Origin of the sequence: Prevotella dentalis DSM 3688, assembly GCF_000242335.1 — a bacterium.
GTDB classification, from domain to species: domain Bacteria; phylum Bacteroidota; class Bacteroidia; order Bacteroidales; family Bacteroidaceae; genus Prevotella; species Prevotella seregens.
The window spans coordinates 1,463,525-1,488,142 of record NC_019960.1 but is presented as its reverse complement, the minus strand read 5'-3'; the positions used below and the strand labels follow the sequence as shown (position 1 = coordinate 1,488,142).

Here is a 24,618-nt window from a genome sequence, read left to right as displayed (position 1 = left end):
GTCGTCAGAGCACATAGATTATCATCAGGAACGCCAGCAGCCAAACCAGTCCCACGAGCTGGATGAACCGGTCGCGGAGGATCACCTGGGTAGGATTGCCACTCTTTTTCTCCACTACGGCAATCTGGATATAGCGCAGCAGACCCACCAATACCAGCACGCTCGTGAGATAAAGATAGTCGTTGTGTAGCTGGGCAATGACCTCGGGGCTCACCGTGTACATGATGTAACACACCAGTGTGACGGCTGCCGTGATGGTAATGGCCTGGTTGATGAAGGTGGTGTTGTAGTGTATGGTGTTCTTTCGGGGGGCTTCACCGGTGGCCTCCATGCGCAGCACGTCGTCGCGCCGCTTGGCAAAACTCATGAAGAGAGTGACCAGAAACGTCATGAGCACTATCCATTTGCTTAGTGCGATGCCCGTTGCCAGGCCCCCGGCCAACAGGCGCAGCACGAACCCGAAAGCCACAATGCACACGTCGATGATGGCATATTGCTTGAGCTTGGCGCAGTAGGCCAGGTTGAGCAACCAATAGAACAGGATCACCGCAAGGACTCTGAATGCGGAACTTGGGGCTCTGAACATTGAGCATTGAACATTGAACGTTGCGCTTTGAGCAAGCAGTGCGGTGTCCTCCGGGGCCATCTGGCACGTGCCCAACAGCAGGCACAGGGCCATGGAAGCCGCGAAGAGCAAGGCCATGAGCGCGTAGGCCCGGCCGATGGAGACGGCTCCCGAGGCGATGGGGCGGTGGCATTTCTCGGGGTGCCGCCGGTCGTCGGCCACGTCGTGAATGTCGTTGAAGCAGTAAATGCTCGATGCTGCAAGGCTGAAAGCCAGAAAAACGACGGCCCCCGACAGCAGGGCGTCGCCGCGAAACAGGGCTCCGCCGAAGACGAGAGGGCCGAAGACAAAGAAGTTCTTCATCCATTGAGCGGGCCGGATAAGGCGTAGGAGATTCTTCATTCGGGTATCAATTGATCTATTCGGGCCGACAGCCAGCCGGCCACCTTGGCCAGCAGCCAGGCCAATGGCAGTGTCACGGCCAGACAAACAACGAACGTAGGCCAGTAGGTCCAGCCCTTGGGGATGTAGTCGAGAACGAAGTGAATGTGGACGAGATAGCACTCCAGGCTCAGCGCGCCCACCAGTCTGAAAGCACGGTTGAAGCCTGCCGGGGTGCGGCGGAACACGCGGTTGAGTAGCAGGATGGCCGTCACCGTGAGCGGAATGTAGAGCATACGCTCGATGAAGAGCGGGAACTGGCCGTGCCGAACCTGCTCCAGGAAGATGCTGGAAGCCAGTCCCATGACGAAGATCAGCAGTATCATCCACACCCCGGTGCCGTCTACTTTCTGCCGGGTGCGCACCATCTCGCCCATGTTGATGCCGATGAAGAAGATGGGAATACGGCTCCAAAAGATCTCCAAATGGCCCACGGCGTGGTGGATTGGTGTGACCCACTCCACCAGAATGCACCACATTACCATTACCACGGGCAGCCAGCGGTACACCGGGTGGCGGCGAATGAGCTCCATATAAGGCGGTGCCAGGAGGTAGAGCATCATGGTGGCGGGAATGTACCAGAACGTAAGCTCGTCGCGAATCCAGAAGTCCCAGTTGATGGCGATGTCGCCCACGAGGTCGATCCACGCCATGACACTGCCGCCGTGGAAGCGCGGAATGTAGTAGAGACAGGCAATGATGAGCCACGCCGGATAGATGCGCAGGTAGCGGCGACGGAAGAATCGGCGCACGTCGGGCCGTTTCACCCACGAGAACCAGAGGCCCACACCACTGAGGAAGAGGAAGATGTCGACCCCGATGTTGCCCATGCGACGCAGCCCGTAAAAGGCATCCCATCGGGGCAAGGCCACGTGGAACAGGATGATGAACAGCATGGCCGCCCCCATAAGCTCGCCTCGATAGCGGCTGATGTTGGCCAGTTCGATGTCGGGAATGGCGTGTTTCATGACAGGTGGGGGTTCGGAATCTTCTTCATCAGCTCGCGGATGAGCCACGCGGCACCCAGTGAAGTGATGACGTAGAGCAGCAGACCCACATAGATGTCGCCGCCCCTCGAGATGGGAATGAACAGCTTGCGTAGCACGGGATGGATGACAAAGAGGGCCGCCGAGAGGCTGCCCATCCACTCCAATACCCACAGCAGACGGGCCGATAGGCCGCCCAGACGCACGCTGCCGACGAACTTCACCACGTAGACACTGGCATAACACACCAGGGCGGGCACCAAAACCCAGCCCCAGAAACTGCCGCTCAGCCCGTAGATAAAGAAAGAAGTGATGACCGCCGACATGAGCAGGGCCCCTGCATTCAGCCTCAACAGTATGACGCGCTCGCCATAACGTGCAAAGAGCAGCCCCATGCCGAAAGGCAGCATGCCGCCCATGAAGTTGTAACGGTAGCGGTTGAGCGCCTCGCCCTCGGGGTCGAAGAGCAGCTGCGCAGCCGTGCACGCCAGCATAAGCCCCACTGTCCAGCCCCAGTGGCGGCGGTGGAGCAGCAGCCGGTAGACGATGTAGAGCTGGAGCATGAGCCCGAAAAACCAGTAGGGCCCCGGCCAGATGTTACGGTCGGGCTCGGGCAACAGGTTGTTGAGCATGGCCAATTGAGCCACGATCTGCACCACGCTGTAGTGCCAGCGGCCGGGCGTGAGCACATCGACAATGGCAAAACAGATGAAGCCCACTATCATCATCTTGAAGAGTTTCAGGTAATGATAGCGCACGAAAGCCAGCGGAGCCGCCGCGGGTGCGGGGCCGCCGTACTTGCGTTCCAGTCCGAAGGCACTGAGAAACAGGAACACCGGCACCCCATAGTGACCGAAGAACGACAGCAGATGGAGCGGCAGCAGTGCGTCGGGGGCGGTCAATGCCTGGTCCAGCCAGGCGGCATTGTGCCGGAAAAACTGGTATTCGTTCTCTTTCACCACGGGCCCCAGCCAGTGGCAATAGTTGTGCAGGAAGATGCCGAGAATGGCCAGACCGCGCAGCGCGTTGCACTCGGCGCGGCTCAGGAGCTCGTGGTTGATTCTGTATTCCATGCGTCAAAGTTGGTCGTAAGCAGGTTCGGCGGCTACTTTCTGTCGCGTCGCGCAGCCTCGTGGCGGGCGCGCAGCAGGTCGTAGTCGGCCGAATTTTTGAGGATGCGCGGGCGCATCGGGTTGTAGTCGGGCGAGAGCAGGTTGTAGGCCGGCCTGTAATCCTTGGCGGCAATGCCGGCCAGCCACACCATCATGTGGGGCAGGGCGTCGGTCATGAAACGCTTGTCCTTGGCGTCCTTGATGGCCTTGAACACCTCGGGATGGCGCACGGCGTAGCGGTGGGAGCAGTAGATCCAGAACGGTATCTCGAACTCATAGTGGGCCAACGGCCAGTCAATGGCGGCACTGTGGTTGCGGCAAATGAAGTTGCGCCCCGGCTCATAGCACTCCTCTCCATGGTCGGGCATGTAGATGACGACGGCGTCCTCGTTCTCGAATCGACGGATGATGGCATCCACGATGGAGTCGTTGTAGCGCACGGCATTGTCGTAGTCGGCGATGGTTTGCCGGCGGCGGAGGTTCAGCTCGGGGCGGGCTTCCTCGTAGTCCTCGGGCGTGAAGACGCGCCGGTCGTTGGGGCAGCGCGTGCGATAGTTCACGTGCTGGCCGATGAGATGGAAGATGATGAGGTTGCGGTCGCCCTGTGTTGTGGCTGCGTCGGCCCGGTTGCGGCCGCCCTTGGCCAGCCTGATGCAGCCCTCCTTGAGGAAGCGGTCGTAGTCGGCCAGCAGCCCGTCGTCATAGGGATGGAGCTCTGTGTTGCGCGTGTCGAACTGGGCCTCGCTCAGCGTGGGGTTGTTCAGGAAGAAACCTCCGGAGAAATCATACACCGCCTCCTGGGCCTTGGGCAGGAACTGGTTGGTGAGGAAAGTGACGCGATAGCCCGCCTTGCGGAACAGTTCGGGGAAGAGCGGGTAGTCGCACCACTCGCCTTTCTCGCCGACGACATGGAGTGAGAGCACGTTCTTGAACACAAAGCTGGTGAGGTTCCAGCAGGTCACCACGTCGCCGAACGGCGTGAGCAGTCCGCTGCGCACACGTTTCACCTGGCGCGGGGTGGTGGGCAGCCGGTAGCCGTAGAGCTGGGCATGCACCTTGCCGTAGCTCTCGCCGATGATGAGAACGATGTTGGGCGAGCGGTAGGAGCAGGAGTCCACGCGCACGGTTTGGGCGGCGGCGATGCAGCGGTCTACCTGTTGCGAGGCCAGCGCATTGCTGTAGACGCTGAAGGCCAGCCTGTAGATGGGCAGGTAGAACACGCCGTGGTCGTGTTCGGTGAGCAGGTGCTCCACGTGGCCGATGGTGCTGGCCGTCATGAGCCGCGTCATCTGCACCTTGTTGTTCCAGCTGCACACGGCACCCGCCGCAAGCAGTGCAGCCACGCCCACGGCGGCGCCCAGTTGCAGCCGCCACGACCGCCCCCGCGCCTCGAGCCGCTCCAGACGGGCTCGCAGCAGGATGCGGCGGCGGTAGCCCAACAGGTGGAAGAGGCGGCGGCGCAGCGTCCATGCCGCGTGCACCGCCATGAGCAGGAACAGCCAGCCCAGCGGAGAGAACAGCACTTCGGGCGAGAGATAGGAGCGCAGGAACTCGCCGGCCTCGCGGCTGTCGGTCTCGCTCACGAGCAAAAGCATGGACGGAGTGAGCGTGGAATCGAACTTCCAGAAGCAGTAAACATCGACAACGGCCACGCCGTAGAGCGCCACATAGGCCAGCCGCCGGGCCCACAGCCGCACGCGCCGGGGCAGCACGGCCAGCACCGTGCAGGCCAGATAGACGTCGAGGAACAGCTCCACGAACAGGTTTTCGTAGAGCGCGGCGCCTTGCCGGCGGGGCAGCGTGAGCAACGCGCACGCCACACCGAGCACGTACATCGTGACGAAGAACACGCCGTTGGCCGCTATGGGGCGGAGCAGGAGGTGGGGGATGCGCCCCGGCACCCGCATGAATCTATTGCTAATCACAACTGCAAATATAGTACAAAAAGGGTAAAAGGCAAAGGTTCGGGCGACAAAAACAGCGCAAAAAGTTATTCGTCCGTGCGATAGTATTGCTCCACGAGCATGCGGATGGACTCGGGTACCAGTCCCTCCACCGACAGTCCGGCCTGCACGCGGCGGCGGATGTCGGTGCTGCTCACGTGGTAAAGGTCGGTGTCGAGCAGGTGTACGCCCGGCGGCAGCGCGGTGCAGTCCACCGGGTAGCCGGGGCGTGGGTACACGGCCACCTCGTGGTGGGCTAGAATATAGTCGGCGCGGGCCCAGCGGTCAAAGGCCAGCCAGTTGTCGGCCCCGATGACAAGCACGAACTCCCGCCCCGGCCACTCGGCCTGAAGATGGGCCAGCGTGTTCCACATGTACGAGGGCTTGGGCAGCCGGAACTCGTAGTCGGAGGCCCGAAGCCGGGGCTCGCGGGCCAGCGCCTGGCGCGTCATGAGCAGGCGCAGGTCGTCGGCCAGCAGGTCGGTGGCCGCCTCCTTGAGGGGGTTGAGCGGCGACACCACGAACCAGATCTCGTCGAGCGAGGCCAGCTGCAGCAGCTGGCGGGCCAGCCGGATGTGGCCGCAGTGCAGCGGATTGAAGCTGCCGCCGAAGATGCCGATGCGTTGGCGGGGAGAGGATGGCGGCACGGCCATGGGCAGGGGATTAGAGGTTGAGGAATCCGGAAACCAGCCGCCAGGCCTCGTCCTCGGCCTGGGTCAGGTTGTCGTTGACGATGACGCAGTCGAAGCGCGGGGCAAACGTCAGTTCGTATTCGGCCTTGGCCAGCCGCTGCTCTATCACTTCGGGCGCATCGGTGGCCCGTCCCACGAGGCGTTGGCGCAGGGCCTCGACCGACGGGGGCTGGATGAACACGCTCAGGGCGCGGTTTCCATAGTATTGCTTGATGGTGCAGCCGCCCTTCACGTCCACGTCGAACACCACGTTCTGGCCGGCTGCCGCCTGGCTCTCCACCTGGCTTTTCAGCGTGCCGTAGAAGCGGCCGGGGTACACTTCCTCGTACTCCAGGAACTCGCCGGCGGCTATCCTGGCCCTGAATTCTTCGGGCGAGAGGAAGAAGTATTCCACGCCATGGCGTTCCGTTCCGCGTGGGGCGCGGCTGGTGCACGATATGGAAAAGGCGAGGCGCAGCTCGGGATGCTCCTTCATCAGATAGTTCACGATGGTGCTTTTGCCGCTTCCGCTGGGTGCGCTGAAGATGATGAGGCGGCCTGTCTGTGGGGTTTGCGTGTTGTCTTGCATGGGTATGCTTTCAGGGTTTGTGGGGGCGTGTGGCGGCGGCCGTGGGGAAAGGGCGTCGCGTCCACGCCGTAAACGCCGCGCGATTGCGGCGCAAAGGCGAGGCGAAAACGGCGTAATCGCACGGCGTCTGCACCGTTTTCGCGGGGCCATGACGGCGGCACGGCGGCCGTGTGGCGGTGCGGCTTAGAGGGCGTTGAGCACTTGCTCCTTGATCTGCTCCAGCTCGTCTTTCATCCTCACCACGATGTTCTGCATCTCGGCTTGGTTGCTTTTGGAGCCGGTGGTGTTGATTTCGCGGCCCATCTCCTGGGCGATGAAGCCCAGTTTCTTGCCGTTGGGCTGGTCTTCGGCCATGGTCTGGCGGAAGTATTTCAGGTGGTTGGCCAGCCGTTGCTTCTCCTCGTTGATGTCGAGTTTCTCGATATAGTAGATGAGTTCCTGCTCCAGGCGGTTCTTGTTGTAGTCGGCTTCGGGTATCTGTTCCAGTCCTTTGACGATGCTCTCGCGTATTTTGGCCACCCGTCCCTGCTCGAAGGGCTCGATGCTGCGCAGCAGGGCCTCGATGTTGTCCACCTTTTCGTGGAACTTGCGCTCCAGGGCGGCGCCCTCCTGGCGGCGGAAGGCCGTGAGCTCGCCGAGTGCCTGGTCGATGGCCTGGCCGGCCGCCAGCCACTCTTCGTCGTCGAGCTGCTCGGTCTCGGTGCGGGCCAGCACGTCGGGCAAGCGCAGCAGCGTGGCATACCAGTCGGTCGGCGCGGGGATGCCCGTGCGCTCGGAGAGCTGCCTGATCTGCTCGTAATAGTTCTCGACAAGGGAGGCATTGATGGGCGTGGCGTCGACCACGGACTCCTTTTCCGTCCAGATGGAGAAGTCCACCTTGCCCCGAACCAGCGCGGCGGCCAGCTTCTGGCGTATCTCCATCTCCTTTTCGCGGTAGAGGGGAGCCACGCGTGTCGAGAGGTCGAGGGCCTTGCTGTTCAGCGATTTGATTTCCACATGGATTTTTTTGTCCTTGTAAGCCACCACGGCCTTGCCGTAGCCCGTCATCGATTGTATCATGATCCGATTCAAGTTAAATTTCTGCAAAAGTACAAAAAATGGCGGGAAAAAGAGTAAATTTGCACTTAATTAAGATGATTGACGGGGTAATCGCAGAAGCATCACGCCGTAGAATCCATAAAACCACTCATTGACAATGTCGTGCATATTGAGTATTGAGACGAGCACCGACGTGTGCTCCGTGGCCGTCAGCGAGGATGGCGGATGTATCTTTCAGCAAGAAGACCACACCGGCCCCAACCATGCCGAGCGGCTGGGCACGTTCGTGGACGAGGCCCTTTCGTTTGCCGACAACCACGCCATACCGCTCGACGCAGTGGCTGTGAGCTGCGGCCCGGGTTCGTACACGGGGCTGCGCATCGGCGTGTCGATGGCCAAGGGCGTGTGCTATGGCCGCGACGTGAAGCTCATCGCCGTGCCCACGCTGGAGCTGCTCTGCGTGCCGGTGCTGCTGCAAGAGCAGGTGGCCGAGGCCGACGCCCTGCTCTGTCCCATGCTCGACGCCCGCCGTATGGAGGTTTACGCCCAGCTTTTCGACCGCAGTCTGCGGGAAGTGCGGCCCATCCACGCCGACGTGGTGGAGGCGGAGACCTACCGTGAGTATCTGGACAGCCGGCCGGTCTACTTCTTCGGCAACGGCGCCATGAAGTGCCGCGAGGTGGTACGCCATCCCAACGCCCGCTTCATCGAGGGCGTGGAGGCCCTGGCCAAGAACATGTTTCCGCTGGCCGAAAAGCGCATGGCCGAGGGCCGGTTCGAGGACGTGGCCTATTTCGTGCCTTTCTACCTGAAGGATTTCGTGGCCAAGCAGCCGCGCAAACTGTTGTAGCACACGCTCCCCGCACTCCCCGGCAACGGGGTGGGGGACTTTTTTCTTATCATTCCAAAGTGCCGTGCCCACCTCCTGCCGGCACGCCCCTCGCGTGAGGAGACTGGCGGAGGCCGATATTATGAACATAGAAGGATTGGACTATAACACCCAGCGCGGCCAGCTCGTGCTGCCGGAATATGGCCGGGAAGTGCAAAACATGGTGGACCATGCCGTCTCGTTGCCCGACAAGGCGGAGCGGCAGCGGTGTGCCGAGTCGATCGTGGCCGTCATGGAGCGCATGTCGCCACAGGTGAGAGACCATGCCGACTACAAGCAGAAGCTCTGGGACCACCTGGCCCTCATCAGCGGTTTCAAGCTCGACATCGACTGGCCCTACGACGTGTCGCAGGCCCATGCCATCCACACGCGCCCCGAACCGCTGCCTTATCCCTCGGGCCGCATCCCCGTGCGCCACTACGGCCGCATGATTTTCGACATCTTCGAGCGGCTCAAGACCATGGCCCTGGGCAAGGAGCGCGACGCACTGGCGCGGCTCGCCGCCAACCAGATGAAGCGCGACCTCATGCAGTGGAGCCACGGCTACAACAGCGACGAGAAGGTGGCCGACGACCTGGCACGCTTCACTGACGGCAAGATTCAGCTGGACTTGGCCAAGTTCAAGTTCGACAAGATTGTGATGCGAGAGACCGAAAGGAAACGCAAGAAGAGATAGCCATGGAGTCATTCATCATTGAAGGCGGGCACCGGCTCAGCGGTTCCATCACTCCCCAAGGGGCCAAGAATGAGGCGCTGGAGGTGATCTGCGCCACGCTGCTCACCGAAGAGCCGGTCAGGATGAGCAATATCCCCGACATTCTTGACGTGAACAACCTCATTCAGCTGCTTCGTGACATCGGTGTCAAGGTGACGCGGCACAGCCGCAACGACTACACCTTTCAGGCCTCCGGGCTCAATCTGGACTATCTGGACAGCCTGGAGTTTGTCGGGAAGTGTGCCTCGCTGCGCGGCTCGGTGCTCATGATAGGGCCGTTGCTCGGCCGCTTTGGCAAGGCCACCGTGGCCAAACCGGGTGGAGACAAGATTGGACGGCGTAGGCTCGACACCCATTTCCTGGGCTTCAAGAACCTCGGGGCACAGTTCGTGCGCGACGAAGAGCGCGACGTTTACCAGATTCAGGCCCAGCGTCTCAAGGGTGCTTACATGCTGCTCGACGAGGCGTCGGTCACCGGCACGGCCAACATCATCATGGCTGCAGTCATGGCCCACGGCAACACCACTATATATAATGCGGCCTGCGAGCCCTACATCCAGCAGCTGTGCCACCTGCTCAACGCCATGGGCGCCAGCATCAGCGGCATCGGCAGCAACCTGCTCACCATCATCGGAACGCCCCGTCTGCACGGGGCCACCCACCGCGTGCTGCCCGATATGATAGAGGTGGGGTCGTTTATCGGCATGGCCGCCATGGTGGGCAGCGGTGTGCGCATCAAGGATGTGTCGCTGCGCAACCTGGGAATGATTCCCGATGCCTTCCGCCGGCTGGGCGTGAAGCTCAAGGTGGAGGGTGACGACATCGTGATTCCGCACCAGAGCCACTACGTCATCGACTCCTTCATCGACGGCACCATCATGACTTTGGCCGACGCGCCGTGGCCCGGACTCACGCCCGACCTGCTCTCGGTGCTGCTCGTGGTGGCCACGCAGGCCCGCGGTTCGGTGCTTGTCCATCAGAAGATGTTCGAGAGCCGGCTGTTCTTTGTTGACAAACTCATCGACATGGGAGCCCAGATTATCCTCTGCGATCCGCACCGCGCGGTGGTGGTGGGGCAGGATCACCGCATCACGCTGCGGCCCGGACGCATGACGAGCCCCGACATCCGGGCTGGCATCGCCCTGCTCATTGCCGCCATGAGCGCCAGCGGAACGAGCCGCATTGCCAACATAGCACAGATAGACCGCGGCTATCAGGACATCGAACAACGCCTCAACAAGCTGGGGGCCAAGATTCAGCGCGTGGATGATTAGGCAGGAGGAGGTCTACCGCATAGGCCGCCTAGGCAAGCCGCATGGCGTGAAAGGCGAGCTGTCGTTCCAGTTCAGTGACGATGTGTTCGACCGCGTGGACGCCGATTTTCTCGTTCTGGAGATCGACGGCATCCTGGTGCCGTTCTTCATGGAAGCGTATCGGTCTCGCTCGTCGGAGGTGGCACTCGTGAAGTTTGCCGACGTCGATACCGAGGAGCAAGCCCGCGAACTCACGGGCTGCAGCGTGTATTTTCCGCGCGAACACGCCGAGGCCGACACCGAAAATGCGTCGTGGCCCGAAATCATTGGCTACGCAGTGGTCGATGCCGGCACGGGGCAGACCGTGGGACGCATCGCCGATGTGGACACCAGCACCGTGAACACGCTCTTCGCCGTGCAGACGGACGCGGGTGGCGAATGCCTTATTCCGGCCAGCGACGAGCTCGTCACGGGCGTGGACAAGGCCGCCCGCACGCTCACCATGACCATCCCCGACGGGCTGCTCTCGCTGGATTGAACCCTCCACAGACACCCCAGGGCCAAGCAAACAACGTATGAAGAAACAACAGATATGTATTCTGGGCAGCACCGGATCCATCGGCACGCAGGCCCTCGACGTGATAGCCCAGCACCCTGACCGCTACGAGGCTTACTGCCTCACGGCCAACAACAGTGTGGAACGGCTGGCCGAACAGGCGCGCCGGTTCAGTCCGGCCTGTGTGGTCATCGCCAACGAGGCCCGCTACGGCGAGCTGAAGGCGTTGCTTGCCGACCGTCCCGACATCCAGATCTATGCCGGCAGCGAGGCCCTCGGCCAGGTGGTCGAGGCCGGGCCGGTGGACGTGGTGCTGGCCTCGATGGTCGGCTTCTCGGGGCTGGTGCCCACCATCCATGCCATCAAGGCCGGCAAAAAGATTGCCTTGGCCAACAAGGAGACGCTGGTGGTGGCCGGTGAACTCATCCTGAATCTGGTGCGGCAGCACCACGTCGACTTGCTGCCCGTCGACTCGGAGCACAGTGCCATCTTCCAGAGTCTGGTGGGAGAGGACATGAACGAGGTGGACAAGATACTGCTTACCTGCTCTGGAGGTCCCTTCCGTCTCTACAATCACGAACAGCTTGCCGGTGTCACTGCGGCCGATGCACTGCGTCATCCCACGTGGGACATGGGGGCAAAGATCACTATCGACTCGGCGTCGCTCATGAACAAAGGCTTTGAAGTGATGGAGGCCCGCTGGCTCTTCGGCGTACCTGCCGACCGTATTCAGGTGCTCATCCACCCGCAGAGCATTGTGCACAGCGGCGTGCAGTTCGTGGACGGAGCGGTGAAAGCACAGCTCGGTGTGCCCGACATGCGGCTGCCCATCCAGTATGCTTTCTCCTATCCCGAGCGTCTGCCGCTGGCCGGCGACCGCCTCGACCTCTTCGCTGCAGCCCGTCTCGACTTCTTCGAGCCCGACATAAGCAAGTTCAAGTGTCTGGCCCTAGCCTACGAAGCCATCCGTCAGGGCGGCAACATGCCCTGCATTCTCAATGCGGCCAACGAGGTGGCCAATGCCGCTTTCCGCCGTGGCGAGTGCTCGTTCCTCGGCATGGCCGACATCATTGAGCACACCATGCAGACGGCAACGTTCGACCGCAAGCCCGATCTCGACACTTATTTGCAGACCGACCGCGAGGCCCGCGAGGTTGCGGCGACTTTTCTTCACCCATAAAACCTTTTAAAAACACATGGAAATTTTTCTGATCAAGCTGCTTCAGTTCATCCTGTCCATCTCGCTGCTGGTGCTGCTCCACGAGGGCGGTCACATGGTGGCCGCAAGGCTCTTTGGCGTGAGGGTGGAGAAATTCTTCATCTTCTTCGATGTCTCCGTGGGCAAATGGAGCGGCAAGCTCTTCAGGTTCAAACCCAAAAACAGCAACACCGAGTTTGGCATGGGCTGGCTGCCGCTGGGCGGCTACTGCAAAATAGCAGGCATGATCGACGAGAGCATGGACACCGAACAGATGAAGCGCGAGCCGCAGCCATGGGAGTTTCGCACCAAGCCGGCTTGGCAAAGGCTCATGATTATGATAGGTGGCGTGACCGTGAACTTCCTGTTGGCACTGTTCATCTACTCGATGGTTATGTTCCATTGGGGCGAGAGCTACATCAACATGGCCGACATGTCGCAGGGCATGAAGTTCAATACCGAGGCCAAAAAGCTGGGCTTCCACGACCACGACATCCTTGTGGGCACCGACCTGGGGACGTTCCGCGACTTTAATGTCGATGTCTACCGCGACTTGTCCAAGGCGCAGTATGCCGACGTCATCCGCAATGGCAAGCCTGTTCGCGTGGCTCTTCCCGGTGATTTGAACCTGCTCGACATGCTCAAGACCACGCCGCAGTTCCTGCGGCCGTTTGTTCCCGCCCTCATCGACAGCGTGCCGCCGCGTGTGCCTGTGGCCGAGGGCAGCAAGGATTCCATCGTCTCTCCGGCTTTCAAGGCCGGCTTGGCCAAGGGCGACAAGATACTGGCCGTGAACGGAAAGGCCGTCGACTCTTACAACGAATTCACGGAGGAGATAGGCCGTGTGGCCGACCAACTCTCGGCCGTGAGCACCCATCGCGACAGTCTGCGGCTGTTGAACGTGACGCTGGTCGTGGCCAAAGCCTCTACAGGCAAGACCGACACGCTGCGCGTCATGCTCACCTCCGGCCTCAAATTGGGCATCGTTGCGCCCGGTCTGGAGAAGATGTACAAGGACCGCACCACGCACATTACGTATAGTTTCTGGCAGAGTTTTCCGGCCGGCATCAAGTACGGGTGGAACGTACTGGCCGGCTACGTGAGCGATATGCAGTATGTCTTCTCGGCCGACGGCGCGAAGTCGCTGGGCGGTTTCGGCTCCATCGGAAGCCTTTTCCCCGACAGCTGGAACTGGTATCTGTTCTGGAAGATGACCGCTTTCCTGAGCATCATGCTTGCTTTCATGAACATTCTGCCCATCCCTGCCCTTGACGGCGGCCACGTACTCTTCCTGCTCTACGAGATTGTAACGCGTCGCAAGCCCTCCGAGACTTTTATGATTCGGGCCGAATACGTGGGCATCACCATCCTGTTGCTGCTCATGGTGGTGGCCAATCTGAACGATATTCTCAGGTGGCTCGGCGTGATGTAGTGCGCTTTGCATGACCCACGGCGCGTCGTCTTTGTAACGTCTGCGGCCGGCCCTGCCCCTTTCTGTGGCGTTTGGGCCGGCCGTTGTCTTTTGAATGACAAATCGTTTTGATTAGTTAAATAGTTTTAATAGAAATGTTGCCCTACCTTTTAATTACGTATTTTTGTGTCTAAGATTATCTTTTTAACTTTTGTATAACCTAAATAAGAGGAAATGAAACGATGGATTGCATTATGCGGATTGCTGCTGGCAGTGTTCCAGGCTCCCGCACAAGAGGTTTTTTATGGCACTTTCAACCGTCTTGGCGCCCATGTCGATGTGGGCACCGAAGGCATCGGCGTGGGTGTGGCTTCGCCTTTGACCCCCTATTTGGAGGTGAGTCTGGGCATGAACGTCATGCCTGGCATCAAGGTAAAGGCCGACATTGACGTGGGTACGCTCAATGCATCGGGCGTGTCCATCCCCGTGAAAGAGGTGGAAGCCAAGGGAAATTTCGGGCGCACCATGCTCGATTTTAAGGTCAACTGCTATCCTTTTGGCACGCACAGCTCTTTCTTTGTGGCGGCGGGATTCTCGTTTGGCGGCAAGACCGTGGCCGAGTTGAGCGGTCACAGCCAGGAGGTGGCCGGCTTTATAGCCAACCATCCCGAGATGAAAGGCAAGATTGTGGCGGCGATTGATGAGTACAATATCAAGTTCGACGACAATGGCAACGTGTCCGGACGACTGGAAGCTGCGGGTTTCCGCCCCTATCTGGGGCTGGGGTTCGGCCGGCTGGTGCCCAAGCATCGCATGGGGGCACGCTTTGAAATGGGTTGCCAGTTCCATGGAAAAATCAAGGTGATGCAGGACTATCAAGAGGTGGTTGTCAACAAATGGAACGATGGTGACAACGACTTCTCGAAGATTGTGGATAAGATTCGAGTCTATCCTGTGCTGAAATTTTCTCTCGTGGGACGCATCCTGTAATGAGTGGGCGGCACCGATGCGGTGCCGTCTTTTCTTTGTTTTTACTGCCGCCATTGTTTGACCGTTCGCAAAATAATGCGTAAATTTGCAAAGGCTGCAGTGGCGCACAGTTCCATGTAGGCCGTCACCCTCCCTTACCTACCGCATACATGGGCGTCGTTAAATTCATCAAGGACTGGACTCTGCCCGTTGCCATGGCAACGGGCACGGCCGTCTACTTGCTGTTTCGCTTCGTTCCCGTGTTGCGTCCCATCGGGCAATGGTATGAGCCTTACAATGCCAATGTGTTGCCAGACTTCATGTTTCTCATCCTCTTCGTGACGTTCTGCAAGGTGGATTTCCGCAAGTTGTTGCCCGTGAAATGGCATTTCTGGACGGGCCTTCAGCAGGTCATCTTCGTGCTGGCACTGGTCGGAGGCGTTGTGGGGTTCGGCATTACGGGCCGTGCCCTCGTCATGCTCGAGGCCATTTTGGTGTGTATCATCGGGCCCTGCGCGGCCGCCGCGGCCGTCGTCACGGCCAAACTCGGGGGCAGCTTGGAGGAGATGACAACCTATACTTTCGTGTCCAACTTCATCTCTGCACTGCTCATTCCCCTCTGTTTCCCCCTGCTGCCGCAGGCCGATGCCGCCTTGGAGGCAGTCTCGTTTTTGCCGCTCTTCCTGGAGATTCTCTGGAAAGTGAGTGTCGTGCTGCTGCTTCCCATGCTGCTCGCTTTCGTCGTGAAGCACGGCTTCGGACGGCTTCACCGCTGGGTAATCAGCGTCAAAGACCTGAGCTACTACATGTGGGGCGCGTCGCTTGTGGTGGTCACCGGCACCACTGCCATGAACATTGCTGATGCGTGGAGCCACACTTCGGTCTTCTTTCTCCTGTCCATCGCTGCCATGGCACTGCTTCTTTGCATCATCCAATTTGCCACGGGGCGCTTCATTGGCCACTATTTCGGCAGGACAATTGAGGCCGGACAGGCCTTGGGACAGAAGAATACGGCCTTCGCCATCTGGGTTGCCACGGCCTTTTTGCACCCATTGTCGTCGGTAGGTCCCGGCTGCTACATCCTCTGGCAAAACATGATTAACTCAGTCGAAATCTGGATTTTCCGCAAGCGCGGACTGGAGCAGGCGAGTTGAATACCCTGAAAAATCAACTTAAAACCATCATTAAAGCTTATGCACTATTCTAAAAAAATCACGCTTGCGCTGCTCTCATGGCTCACGTTGACCGCCTCGGCGCAGAACCCTGTCAAGGGCGACTACGGTTATCTCTACTGTCACATGAGTGACAAGGGCGAGTACACGGCCTATGCCGTGAGCCGCGACGGCTACCATTATCAGGACATTCTGGAAGGCAACGCCATCTTCGACCCCAAGGAGCACGCCCGCATCGAGGGAGGAACACGCGATGCTTACATCACCCGCGCATGGAATGGCAAGGGCTATATCATGGTTACCACTGACATGTGCGTGGCCAAAAGCCACAAGTGGGACAACTACGGCATCGACCTGCTCAAGAGTGATGACCTCGTGAATTGGACTTCGGTGACCTTCGATTACCGCAAGGGTCCTTCGATTTTCAGCGATGGCGCCACCGCCACGTCGCCCTATCGCGACTGGTCCACCATCAACCGCGTGTGGGCTCCACAGATATTTTGGGATCCCAACTACCGTTGGCCCAGCGGTGAGAAAGGCGGCTACATGATCTATTATTCCATGCTGAATCGCCCCGAGGAGGCCTACGACCGCATGTATTACAGCTATGCCAACAAGGACTTTACCCAGCTCACGATGCCCCGTTTGCTCTTCGACTGGGGCTATGCTACCATTGATGCCGACATCAATCTGCTGGCTGACGGCAAGTATCACATGCTTATCAAGAAAGAAGGAGGCCGTCCCGGCATCTACACCGCCACCTCCGACCACCTCACCTACGGCTGGGGCGAGCCTGTGGAAGATGACTACGTGAGCTTCGAGGGCCGTAAGAACTGCGAGGGTTCGTCGGCTTTCCAGCTCATCGGCGACAAGACTTGGCGCGTGGCTTACATCCAATACAGCGACCATCCCAAGCATTACCGCATCTGTAAGGCCGACGAGAACCTGCGCAATTTCCACGACCCCGTGGACATCGAGGGTGTTACGGCACCGCAGCACGGCTCTTTCATGCGCATCACCAAGAAGGAATACCAACGGCTGCTGAAGCTGAACAAGAAGTAAAGCCTCCCCACACCACAAACGAAACGGGGCCATCGCTGCATAAGCAGCGATGGCCCCGTTTGACATCCCCTCCTTTGAAAGGGCTTGGAGAGGCTTTTGTTGTGGCTTGTCGAAGCCTTATCCGTAGATGATGTTGCCGTTCTCGTCCATGTAATCCTCGAGTCCTTTCTCGTAAGTGGCCATGGCACGCAGACTCATTCCCACGTTGGAGAAGCCGCCGTCGTGGAAAAGGTTCTGCATGGTAACCTTTCGGGTCAGGTCGGAGAACAGGGTGATGCAGTAGTCGGCGCACTCGTCGGCATCGGCATTACCCAGCGGCGACATGCGGTTGGCAAAGTCATAGAGGCGGTCCATACCCTTGATGCCCTCGCCGGCCGTGGTCATTGTGGGCGACTGCGATATGGTATTGATGCGCACGTGGTGCTCGCGGCCGTAGATGTAACCGAAGCTACGCGCGATGCTTTCGAGCAGGGCCTTGGCGTCGGCCATGTCGTTGTAGCCGTAGAAAGTGCGTTGTGCAGCCACGTAGGAGAGAGCCACGATGGAGCCGTACTCGTTGATGGCATTCAGTTTCTTGGCACTTTGAATCATCTTGTGGAACGAAACGGCCGAGATGTCGAGTGTGGTGTTCAGCATCTTGTAGTCCAGATCGTCGTAGGTGCGGCGTTTGCGCACGTTGGGCGACATGCCGATGGCGTGGAGCACAAAGTCAATTTTTCCCCCGAGCACCTCCATGGAGCGGCGGAACACGTTCTCCAAGTCCTCCACATTGGTGGCATCTGCCGGGATGACTTCGCAGCCGAGCTTCTCCGACAAGGCGGTCACCGTGCCCATGCGCACGGCTATTGGTGTGTTCGAGAGAGTGATGACGGCACCCTCTTCTACGGCTCGTTCGGCCACTTTCCATGCGATGGACTTCTCGTTGAGCGCACCGAAGATGATGCCTCGCTTACCTTTTAATAAATTGTAACTCATATTTTCTCGTTGTATTTCTTGGGGCAAAGGTACGAAGTTTTTGTGACTTTAACCGTGATTGCGGTGAGATTTTGCATGCGCCGCCCCCGCCGTCTCCGTTTCGTTGCGGGCCGGCGGCCTGTGGCGGAGCCGTCCACAGAGGTTAGTACCACCACTCTTCCGACAGGTTGCGGGCGGTGATGAGCACGCGTCCGTCGTCTTTTCCCGAGAACTTCGCCGTGGCCTGCTCAGTCTCTTTTGTGCCTCTATCGGTGATGTTGAGACCCAGTGTGCCGCTCGCCCGCAGCCTCCCCGGCTTCCCTTCGCCGCCGGCAGCGGTGGTGTCGGCGGGTATATAGCTGACGGTGAATGGTGTCAACAAGGGTGCCTCGATAAGGAGAGGAATATTCAATAGGGTGTACATCTCTATCTTCCCCTCCAGCCGGCACTGCGGTTCTCCATTGTCCTGGAGCGTCCATTTGGCTGTCAGGTCGGAGCCCCAGACATAGAATCGGTTGGCCACCGAGAACAAATCGGCCCAATATAGCTCCCTGGATGAATCGTCGGTGCTGGTGGTTGGATGGATAACATAGTTGTCAATCCTCCATGAACCGTCGCTTTGTTGATGGACGTCGAACATGCGATGGGTCTTCGTTTTATACAAATAGGTGGTACATTCTATGCGTAGATAGTTGTATCTATAGTCGGTAATGGTGTACTGTGTATAGAAGTAGTCGCTCTTCCGATCGGTCAATATGTACATAGGATTGAAAGAGTTTTCCTTTGATACCGTGTCTTTAACCGTCATGTCCCGCAGGTAGGTCTTGCGAAAAGCCTGGCGTGCCGAGTCGGTTTGCAGCCGGTTGTACTCCTGCATGCGGTAGGTGATGAACAGCGCATCGAGCATCGGCCGGTTGGCGTTCCTGACATATTCGAAGGCCTCGTAAATGCCCCGGGTGGGACGGTGATTCTCTTCCGGCTCTTCGACAATGCAGCTCGAGAGGAGCAGTGAGAGCAGCATGGCGGGCAGTAGGGCAAGTATTTTTTTCATGAGATGTGTCTGATGTGAAAGTGTTTGCGGATAGGGGATGATGCTTAGAACCGGTAGCCGGTGCCCACGCGCAGCAGTCCGAGACTGCCGAAGCCCAGTTCTACCGAGCCAAACAGGAGGTGGCCCCACTGGAATCCCAGGTAGGTGAGCTGGCCGGTGAGCAGCACGCGGCCGTGGCTGTCGGGCTCGCCGCCGTTCTGCCACACGTTCAGCGCACCGCCCACGCCCAGCTCGCCATACATGCGGAAGCCCGGGCGACGCTTGTAGTAGAGGCGCACCATGGGCAGCACGGACAGGTAGTTGTCCTTCATGCGGTAGACGGTCTCGTCGGTGAGGCGGTGTTTCCAACTGCCGTGCTTGGGTTCGTAGGCCACGTTGAAGCCATAGGCCAAGCGGTGTTTGCGGCCGAAGTCTTTCCGATAGGACAGGCCGAAGCAGGGCAGCTGCACGGTGCCCTTGTCGTAGACGCTGCTCCAACGATAGTTCAGCAGCGGGTCTTCGTATCGGGTCCAGTACGCGGCATCGTAGTTGTTGCCCGTGTCCCAGCCCAGGTTGGTGGTGCCGGTGCCCACGCTCACCATGATTTCGTGGGTGGGAATTTCGTCTTGCGCCCCGGCGATGCCGGGCAGGAGGCAGAGGGCAAGGCCGGCTGCCATAGATTTCAAATTCATGGGTTTGGTCGTTGATGAGTGACTATTTGGAGATTGACGGTGCAAAGGTAGTCATTCCATCCGTATCGCCCAACGTCTCGTTTCCCTTTTTTTCTCCCGTCGGCACCCGCCACGCAGCATCGCCGCCACGCCATGCCCGGCTGACACTATTGGGGCCATCGTGCCCCGAAATCTGTACAAAGAGGTAGCCCGGAGATAAAAAAGCCGGCAAATGTTTTGCCTTTTGGGCGGATTGGCGTAATTTTGCAGTGCAAACTTTAATACCCAAGGATAATGGCCAATTTGAGATTTGAGGCGGTGACCGAGGCCTTCCGCAAGCGCCCCCACGAGGTTGTGGCACCCGTTGAACGCCCCTCCGAGTATTTCGCCCGCAAGGTTTTCAACCGGCAGAAGATGTACAAGTATCTTCCTTCAGACGTTTATGAGAAGCTCATCGACGTGATAGACAACGGTGCCCGCCTCGACCGCGGCATCGCCGACGCCGTGGCCCAGGGCATGAAGCAGTGGGCCGAGGAGAACGGCGTGACCCACTACACCCACTGGTTCCAGCCCCTCACCGAGGGCACCGCCGAGAAGCACGACGCCTTTGTGGAGCACGACGGCCGCGGCGGCATGGTCGAGGAGTTCTCCGGCAAGCTGCTCGTACAGCAGGAACCCGACGCTTCGAGCTTCCCCTCGGGTGGCATCCGCAACACTTTCGAGGCCCGCGGCTACTCGGCTTGGGACCCCACAAGCCCCGTCTTCATCATGGACGACACGCTCTGCATCCCCACCATCTTCATTTCTTATACGGGCGAGGCCCTCGACTACAAGTCGCCGCTGCTGCGCTCGCTCCATGCCCTCAACACGGCTGCAACCGATGTGGCCCGCCTGTTCTACCCCGACGTGAACAAGGTGCAGACCAATCTGGGCTGGGAGCAGGAGTACTTCCTCGTTGACGAGGACCTCTACTCGGCCCGCCCCGACCTGATGCTCACTGGCCGTACCCTCATGGGCCACGACTCGGCCAAGAACCAGCAGATGGACGACCACTACTTCGGCACCATCCCCGAGCGCGTGCAAGCCTTCATGAAAGACCTGGAGACGCAGGCCCTCGAGCTGGGCATTCCCTGCAAGACACGCCACAACGAGGTGGCTCCTAACCAGTTTGAGCTGGCCCCCATCTTCGAGGAGTGCAACCTGGCCGTCGATCACAACATGCTTCTGATGGGTCTGATGAAGAAGGTGGCCCACAAACACAGCTTCCAGGTGTTGCTCCACGAGAAGCCGTTCAAGGGTATCAACGGCTCGGGCAAGCACAACAACTGGAGCCTTTCCACCGATACGGGCGTGCTGCTCCACGCCCCCGGCAGGACTCCGGCCGACAACCTGCGCTTCGTCACCTTTGTCGTCGAGACGCTCATGGGCGTGTTCCGCCACAACGGACTGCTCAAGGCCTCCATCATGACGGCCACCAATGCCCACCGCCTGGGGGCCAACGAGGCGCCGCCCGCCGTCATCTCGTCGTTCCTGGGCAAGCAGCTCGCCGACCTGATAGACCATATCCGCAAGGCCGACAAGAAAGAACTCTTCACCCTCAAGGGCAAGCAGGGCATGAACATCGACATTCCCGAGATTCCCGAACTGCTCATCGACAATACCGACCGCAACCGCACGTCGCCCTTTGCTTTCACCGGCAACCGCTTTGAGTTCCGTGCCGTGGGCTCCGAGGCCAACTGCGCGTGCTCCCTCATCGTGCTCAACACCACGGTGGCCGAGGCTCTGGCCGACTTCAAGGAGCGTGTGGACCGTCTGGAACAGGCCGGCGAAGACCGCACAAGTGCCATTCTCGACGTTCTCCGCGAGGACATCAACACCTGCGCCCCCATCCATTTCGACGGCAATGGCTACAGCGACGAGTGGGTGGCCGAGGCCGCCCGCCGCGGGCTCGACACCGAGAGTTCGTGCCCGCTCACCTACGACCGCTACCTCGATCCCGCCACCATCAGGATGTTCGAGCGGCTGAACGTGATGCACGAGAACGAGCTCCGCGCCCGCAACGAGGTGAAATGGGAGATCTACACCAAGAAGATACAGATCGAGGCGCGCGTCATGGGCGACCTCACGATGAACCACATCATCCCCGTGGCCACCCATTACCAGAGCCAGCTGGCCAAGAATGTGGACAACATGTACGCCATCTTCGACGAGGGAGAGGCCACGCACCTCACGGCACGCAACAAGAAACTCATCCGCGAGATAGCCGAGCGCACCCAGATTATCGAGACGGGCGTGGAGGAACTGGTCAACGCCCGCAAGGTGGCCAACAGGATAGACAACCTGCGCGACCGCGCCATCGCCTACCACGACACCGTGGAAACCAAGATGGAGGAGATACGCTACCAGATAGACAAGCTGGAGCTCATCGTGAGCGACGAGCTCTGGACACTGCCCAAATACCGCGAGCTGCTCTTCATCCGATAGGCGCCGGGGCGGTGAAAACTGCGGGCGGCAACGCCGAAAAACCTACGGGAATGCTGCGGCATTCCCGTTTTTTATTTACCTTTGCAACAGATCGTTTGCACGCGGCCGCAGGAAAGCAAGCCTTTCCGACGGGCGGCGATGCGACCTCCGAAACCAACAAATGAAACAACATGAAACTATTCTGCCATTCCCTTTGCTATGCTGCGGGCAGGTCTGCCCGTGCGCGTCGCCTGTTCTTTCTGGGGCTGACGGCCCTTTCCTTGTGTTCCACTCCCGCCATGGCCCAGACGCGCTACGACCGCGCCCGCATGGTCACCGAGCGGCTCAACCGTGGCGTGGTGGCCCTGCGCCACGGTTCGGAGGTGGTGGTGTCTTGGCGCACGCTGCCCGGCGACCGTGCCGCCGAGCCTTTCGACGTGTACCGCAACGGCGTGCGCCTCACGCCCCGGCCGCTCACTGGGGGCGGGACATTCTTCATCGACCGCCATCCGCTGGCCGTCCCGGCCACCTACGAGGTGCGCGGCGGCGGCCGCAGCGGCTCGTGGACGGTGACGCCCGCCGCCCCCGACGGCTTTCTGGCCATCCCGCTCACGCCGCCCGTCACCGCCGACAGCACTGAGGCATGGCCGCGGCAGCGTGGCCGTGGCGGCGGCAGGAGGCCCACAACCGACCCGCGCAGGGACGGCATGGCGCGCCGAGTGCCCGTGACCTACAGCGCCAACGACGCCTCGGTGGCCGATGTGGACGGCGACGGACAGTACGAGCTCTTCCTGAAATGGGAGCCCTCCAACGCCCACGACAATTCGCACGTCGGGCTCACCTCGCCTGTCTATATGGACTGTTACCGGCTCGACGGCACGCGTCTCTGGCGCATCTGCCTGGGGCGCAACATCCGGGCGGGGGCTCACTACACGCAGTTTCTGGCCTACGACTTCGACGGTGACGGCCGCGCCGAGCTCATGATGAAGACGGCCGACGGCACCATCGACGGCACGGGGCGTGCCATCGGCGACGCCAACCGCGACTGGCGGAGCCTCGAGGCGGGCACGCCGCAGTATGGCCGCATCATGCAGGGGCCGGAATATCTCACCGTGTTCGACGGACTCACCGGCGCAGCACTCAAGACGGTGCCCTATTTGCCCGACCGCGGGCCGCTCATGTGCTGGGGTGACGACCATGCCAACCGCTCCGAACGCTATCTGGCTGCACTGGCCTGGCTCGACGGGCGGCGGCCCTCGGCGGTGTTCTGCCGCGGTTATTACACGCGCACCACGCTGGCCGCCTGGGACTGGGACGGCCGCGACCTCAGGCTGCACTGGTATTTCGACACCCACCCGCAGCCCGAACAGCTGGCGCTCCTGCGCGAGCTGGGACTCGAAAACCACGCCCGTCCTGACTATGCGGGGCAGGGAAACCACAACCTGCGCGTGGCCGACGTGGACGGTGACGGCAAGGATGAGATTGTGTATGGCTCGATGTGTGTGGACCACGACGGCCGCGGACTTTACAACACGGGCTTTGGCCATGGCGACGCCATCCACCTCGTGGCCGAGCCGCGGACGAACAAACTCTTCGTCTGGGACTGCCACGAGAACCGCCGCGACGGCTCCGACTTACGCGAGGCGGCCACCGGACGTGTGGTGTTTCAGCGCAAGGCCGACTTCGACGTGGGGCGCGCCATGGCCGCCGACATCGACTCCACGCAGTATGGCGTGGAGGTGTGGAGCTCCAATGTGCCGCTCACCTCGCCCTTCAGCACCACGGCGCGGCAGCACGAGCAGCGGGGCGAGGTGGACTACAGTGACGCCAGCCGCGACGTGGCACGCCTGTCGTGCAACTTCGGCATCTGGTGGGACGGCGGCCTCACGCGGCAGCTGCTCGACCACGAGACGGTGACACGCTACAACCCCGACACACAGGCCATGGACGTGGTGACGCGTTTCGACGGGCAGTTCAACAACGGCACGAAGTCCAATCCCTGCCTCTCGGCCGACATCCTGGGCGACTGGCGCGAGGAGGTGGTCGTCCGCAACGCGCAGAGCACGGAGCTGCGCATCTATGTGTCGCCCATAACCACGCCCCACCGCGTGCCCTGCCTCATGACCGACATACCCTACCGCGCGAGTGTGGCCGCCGAGAATGTGGCCTACAACCAACCGCCCGAACTGGGCTGCTACCTCGGTCCCGACGCCCCCGTGCCCACCGGGTTTTAGACAGAACAACGGCGGGTCATGGATAGAGTCATGGGAGGTTTTAGACAGAACAACATATCTTACAGATGGCTCACGCGGTGGGAGAAAGACATAGTAACAAAAGAACATATTGGCTGCGTGGTGGAAAGGTCTCACGGATTCCACAGATTTCACAAATGCTGCGCGAAGAAAGGACTCACGCAGAGGCGCGGAGACAAGGAGGCTGCGCGGGGATTTTCAAATCTGAATTTGGGGTAACCGAATGGGTCTAAACCGGTCAAGGGTATTGGCGTAGGGGCCGGCCTCCGTGCCGGCCCGCACGTTTGGAACAAACGTTACATGCAATACGAAATGTCCACACACCGTTGGCATGCCATGGCGACACCGTGCACCCACAACCATTGCACCGCATTTTCCCAAACACTATACCATGTACCCACAACCATAATACCGCATTTTCGCAACTATTATATCGTGCGACCGCAACAAATATACCGTGCACCCATAGCCATTACGCCGCATTTTCCAAAACGCTATACCGTATATCCGCAACCATTGCACCGTGCACCCGCAACATAAACACCGCATTCCATCAACCATGATACCGTGTACCCACAACATAAACACCGCATTTCATCAACCATGATACCATACACCTACAACAAAAATGCCGTAAACGCAACGCGTTTACGGCATTTTTGCATCGTGATAACGGTG

At 59.9% G+C, this 24,618-nt stretch carries 21 protein-coding genes; 11 read left to right on the top strand and 10 right to left on the bottom strand.

The genetic code is table 11. From position 1 onward, the window contains the following. Window positions 1-4: 4 nt before the first annotated feature. From PREDE_RS05865 to PREDE_RS05835, 7 genes are all read right to left on the bottom strand, one after another. Window positions 5-967, bottom strand: a complete 963-nt coding sequence (locus PREDE_RS05865; protein ID WP_005845026.1) for a UbiA prenyltransferase family protein — start codon at window positions 965-967, stop codon at window positions 5-7. Next, the gene (locus PREDE_RS05860; protein WP_005845025.1) at window positions 964-1,974 is read right to left on the bottom strand and encodes an acyltransferase family protein; all 1,011 of its coding nucleotides are present in this window, start codon (window positions 1,972-1,974) and stop codon (window positions 964-966) included. The genes PREDE_RS05865 and PREDE_RS05860 overlap by 4 nt, the downstream gene beginning before the upstream one ends. Further along, window positions 1,971-3,065: an acyltransferase family protein gene (locus PREDE_RS05855; protein ID WP_005845024.1), complete on the bottom strand. Its 1,095-nt coding sequence runs from the start codon at window positions 3,063-3,065 to the stop codon at window positions 1,971-1,973. The genes PREDE_RS05860 and PREDE_RS05855 overlap by 4 nt, the downstream gene beginning before the upstream one ends. 32 nt (window positions 3,066-3,097) lie before the next feature. Continuing rightward, complete coding sequence (locus tag PREDE_RS05850) at window positions 3,098-5,011, bottom strand: sulfatase-like hydrolase/transferase (RefSeq protein ID WP_005845023.1); 1,914 nt, start codon at window positions 5,009-5,011, stop codon at window positions 3,098-3,100. Window positions 5,012-5,094: 83 nt separating this feature from the next. After that, window positions 5,095-5,700: a nicotinate (nicotinamide) nucleotide adenylyltransferase gene (gene nadD, locus PREDE_RS05845; RefSeq protein ID WP_005845021.1), complete on the bottom strand. Its 606-nt coding sequence runs from the start codon at window positions 5,698-5,700 to the stop codon at window positions 5,095-5,097. A gap of 10 nt (window positions 5,701-5,710) precedes the next feature. Beyond that, window positions 5,711-6,307: a guanylate kinase gene (gmk, locus tag PREDE_RS05840; protein ID WP_005845019.1), complete on the bottom strand. Its 597-nt coding sequence runs from the start codon at window positions 6,305-6,307 to the stop codon at window positions 5,711-5,713. 183 nt (window positions 6,308-6,490) lie between these two features. Continuing rightward, window positions 6,491-7,366: a YicC/YloC family endoribonuclease gene (locus tag PREDE_RS05835; protein WP_005845015.1), complete on the bottom strand. Its 876-nt coding sequence runs from the start codon at window positions 7,364-7,366 to the stop codon at window positions 6,491-6,493. A 136-nt stretch (window positions 7,367-7,502) separates the two neighbouring features. Here PREDE_RS05835 and tsaB point away from each other — a divergent pair, with 136 nt between their 5' ends. From tsaB to PREDE_RS05790, 9 genes are all read left to right on the top strand, one after another. After that, window positions 7,503-8,195 carry a tRNA (adenosine(37)-N6)-threonylcarbamoyltransferase complex dimerization subunit type 1 TsaB gene (gene tsaB / locus PREDE_RS05830; RefSeq protein ID WP_005845013.1) on the top strand — a complete coding sequence of 231 codons (693 nt, stop codon included), beginning with the start codon at window positions 7,503-7,505 and terminating at the stop codon, window positions 8,193-8,195. A gap of 121 nt (window positions 8,196-8,316) precedes the next feature. Beyond that, window positions 8,317-8,910, top strand: a complete 594-nt coding sequence (locus PREDE_RS05825) for a DUF4290 domain-containing protein (RefSeq protein WP_044126804.1) — start codon at window positions 8,317-8,319, stop codon at window positions 8,908-8,910. Window positions 8,911-8,912: 2 nt separating this feature from the next. Continuing rightward, entirely contained in the window at window positions 8,913-10,223 is a 1,311-nt protein-coding gene (murA, locus tag PREDE_RS05820; protein ID WP_005845009.1) for a UDP-N-acetylglucosamine 1-carboxyvinyltransferase, read from the top strand. Continuing rightward, entirely contained in the window at window positions 10,216-10,740 is a 525-nt protein-coding gene (rimM, locus tag PREDE_RS05815) for a ribosome maturation factor RimM (RefSeq protein ID WP_005845008.1), read from the top strand. The genes murA and rimM overlap by 8 nt, the downstream gene beginning before the upstream one ends. A gap of 37 nt (window positions 10,741-10,777) precedes the next feature. After that, entirely contained in the window at window positions 10,778-11,938 is a 1,161-nt protein-coding gene (locus tag PREDE_RS05810) for a 1-deoxy-D-xylulose-5-phosphate reductoisomerase (RefSeq protein WP_005845007.1), read from the top strand. A 16-nt stretch (window positions 11,939-11,954) separates the two neighbouring features. After that, entirely contained in the window at window positions 11,955-13,388 is a 1,434-nt protein-coding gene (gene rseP, locus PREDE_RS05805; RefSeq protein WP_005845006.1) for an RIP metalloprotease RseP, read from the top strand. 213 nt (window positions 13,389-13,601) lie between these two features. Next, on the top strand, window positions 13,602-14,357 hold the full coding sequence (locus tag PREDE_RS05800) for a hypothetical protein (protein ID WP_005845005.1): 756 nt from the start codon (window positions 13,602-13,604) through the stop codon (window positions 14,355-14,357). Window positions 14,358-14,506: 149 nt separating this feature from the next. Continuing rightward, the gene (locus tag PREDE_RS05795) at window positions 14,507-15,490 is read left to right on the top strand and encodes a hypothetical protein (protein WP_005845004.1); all 984 of its coding nucleotides are present in this window, start codon (window positions 14,507-14,509) and stop codon (window positions 15,488-15,490) included. Window positions 15,491-15,529: 39 nt separating this feature from the next. Then, window positions 15,530-16,570, top strand: coding sequence for a glycoside hydrolase family 43 protein (locus tag PREDE_RS05790; protein ID WP_005845003.1), 1,041 nt, complete (start codon window positions 15,530-15,532; stop codon window positions 16,568-16,570). 117 nt (window positions 16,571-16,687) lie between these two features. Here PREDE_RS05790 and PREDE_RS05785 read toward each other — a convergent pair whose 3' ends face one another. The 3 genes from PREDE_RS05785 to PREDE_RS05775 all read right to left on the bottom strand — a co-directional run bounded on the left by PREDE_RS05785 (window position 16,688) and on the right by PREDE_RS05775 (window position 19,246). Next, window positions 16,688-17,545, bottom strand: a complete 858-nt coding sequence (locus PREDE_RS05785) for an enoyl-ACP reductase FabI (protein ID WP_005845002.1) — start codon at window positions 17,543-17,545, stop codon at window positions 16,688-16,690. Between the two features lie 142 nt (window positions 17,546-17,687). Beyond that, complete coding sequence (locus PREDE_RS05780; protein WP_005845000.1) at window positions 17,688-18,575, bottom strand: hypothetical protein; 888 nt, start codon at window positions 18,573-18,575, stop codon at window positions 17,688-17,690. Window positions 18,576-18,619: 44 nt separating this feature from the next. Beyond that, entirely contained in the window at window positions 18,620-19,246 is a 627-nt protein-coding gene (locus PREDE_RS05775; RefSeq protein WP_005844999.1) for a hypothetical protein, read from the bottom strand. A gap of 273 nt (window positions 19,247-19,519) precedes the next feature. Between PREDE_RS05775 and PREDE_RS05770 the strand changes: the two genes are divergently transcribed. Continuing rightward, window positions 19,520-21,709: a glutamine synthetase III family protein gene (locus PREDE_RS05770; protein WP_005844998.1), complete on the top strand. Its 2,190-nt coding sequence runs from the start codon at window positions 19,520-19,522 to the stop codon at window positions 21,707-21,709. Window positions 21,710-21,987: 278 nt separating this feature from the next. Continuing rightward, window positions 21,988-23,922: a rhamnogalacturonan lyase gene (locus PREDE_RS05765; protein ID WP_174264887.1), complete on the top strand. Its 1,935-nt coding sequence runs from the start codon at window positions 21,988-21,990 to the stop codon at window positions 23,920-23,922. Window positions 23,923-24,618: the final 696 nt, after the last annotated feature.

Excerpts from the sequence above, each read along its gene's own strand:
- PREDE_RS05770 (WP_005844998.1), top strand. The coding sequence starts at position 19,520 with ATGGCCAATTTGAGATTTGAGGCGGTGACCGAGGCCTTCCGCAAGCGC.
- PREDE_RS05765 (WP_174264887.1), top strand. The coding sequence starts at position 21,988 with ATGGCCCAGACGCGCTACGACCGCGCCCGCATGGTCACCGAGCGGCTC.
- rseP (WP_005845006.1), top strand. The coding sequence starts at position 11,955 with ATGGAAATTTTTCTGATCAAGCTGCTTCAGTTCATCCTGTCCATCTCG.
- PREDE_RS05850 (WP_005845023.1), bottom strand. The coding sequence starts at position 5,011 with ATGCGGGTGCCGGGGCGCATCCCCCACCTCCTGCTCCGCCCCATAGCG.
- rimM (WP_005845008.1), top strand. The coding sequence starts at position 10,216 with ATGATTAGGCAGGAGGAGGTCTACCGCATAGGCCGCCTAGGCAAGCCG.
- nadD (WP_005845021.1), bottom strand. The coding sequence starts at position 5,700 with ATGGCCGTGCCGCCATCCTCTCCCCGCCAACGCATCGGCATCTTCGGC.
- PREDE_RS05775 (WP_005844999.1), bottom strand. The coding sequence starts at position 19,246 with ATGAATTTGAAATCTATGGCAGCCGGCCTTGCCCTCTGCCTCCTGCCC.
- PREDE_RS05795 (WP_005845004.1), top strand. The coding sequence starts at position 14,507 with ATGGGCGTCGTTAAATTCATCAAGGACTGGACTCTGCCCGTTGCCATG.
- PREDE_RS05800 (WP_005845005.1), top strand. The coding sequence starts at position 13,602 with ATGAAACGATGGATTGCATTATGCGGATTGCTGCTGGCAGTGTTCCAG.
- tsaB (WP_005845013.1), top strand. The coding sequence starts at position 7,503 with ATGTCGTGCATATTGAGTATTGAGACGAGCACCGACGTGTGCTCCGTG.
- PREDE_RS05835 (WP_005845015.1), bottom strand. The coding sequence starts at position 7,366 with ATGATACAATCGATGACGGGCTACGGCAAGGCCGTGGTGGCTTACAAG.
- PREDE_RS05785 (WP_005845002.1), bottom strand. The coding sequence starts at position 17,545 with ATGAGTTACAATTTATTAAAAGGTAAGCGAGGCATCATCTTCGGTGCG.
- PREDE_RS05790 (WP_005845003.1), top strand. The coding sequence starts at position 15,530 with ATGCACTATTCTAAAAAAATCACGCTTGCGCTGCTCTCATGGCTCACG.
- PREDE_RS05780 (WP_005845000.1), bottom strand. The coding sequence starts at position 18,575 with ATGAAAAAAATACTTGCCCTACTGCCCGCCATGCTGCTCTCACTGCTC.
- PREDE_RS05810 (WP_005845007.1), top strand. The coding sequence starts at position 10,778 with ATGAAGAAACAACAGATATGTATTCTGGGCAGCACCGGATCCATCGGC.
- gmk (WP_005845019.1), bottom strand. The coding sequence starts at position 6,307 with ATGCAAGACAACACGCAAACCCCACAGACAGGCCGCCTCATCATCTTC.
- PREDE_RS05865 (WP_005845026.1), bottom strand. The coding sequence starts at position 967 with ATGAAGAATCTCCTACGCCTTATCCGGCCCGCTCAATGGATGAAGAAC.
- murA (WP_005845009.1), top strand. The coding sequence starts at position 8,913 with ATGGAGTCATTCATCATTGAAGGCGGGCACCGGCTCAGCGGTTCCATC.
- PREDE_RS05825 (WP_044126804.1), top strand. The coding sequence starts at position 8,317 with ATGAACATAGAAGGATTGGACTATAACACCCAGCGCGGCCAGCTCGTG.
- PREDE_RS05855 (WP_005845024.1), bottom strand. The coding sequence starts at position 3,065 with ATGGAATACAGAATCAACCACGAGCTCCTGAGCCGCGCCGAGTGCAAC.
- PREDE_RS05860 (WP_005845025.1), bottom strand. The coding sequence starts at position 1,974 with ATGAAACACGCCATTCCCGACATCGAACTGGCCAACATCAGCCGCTAT.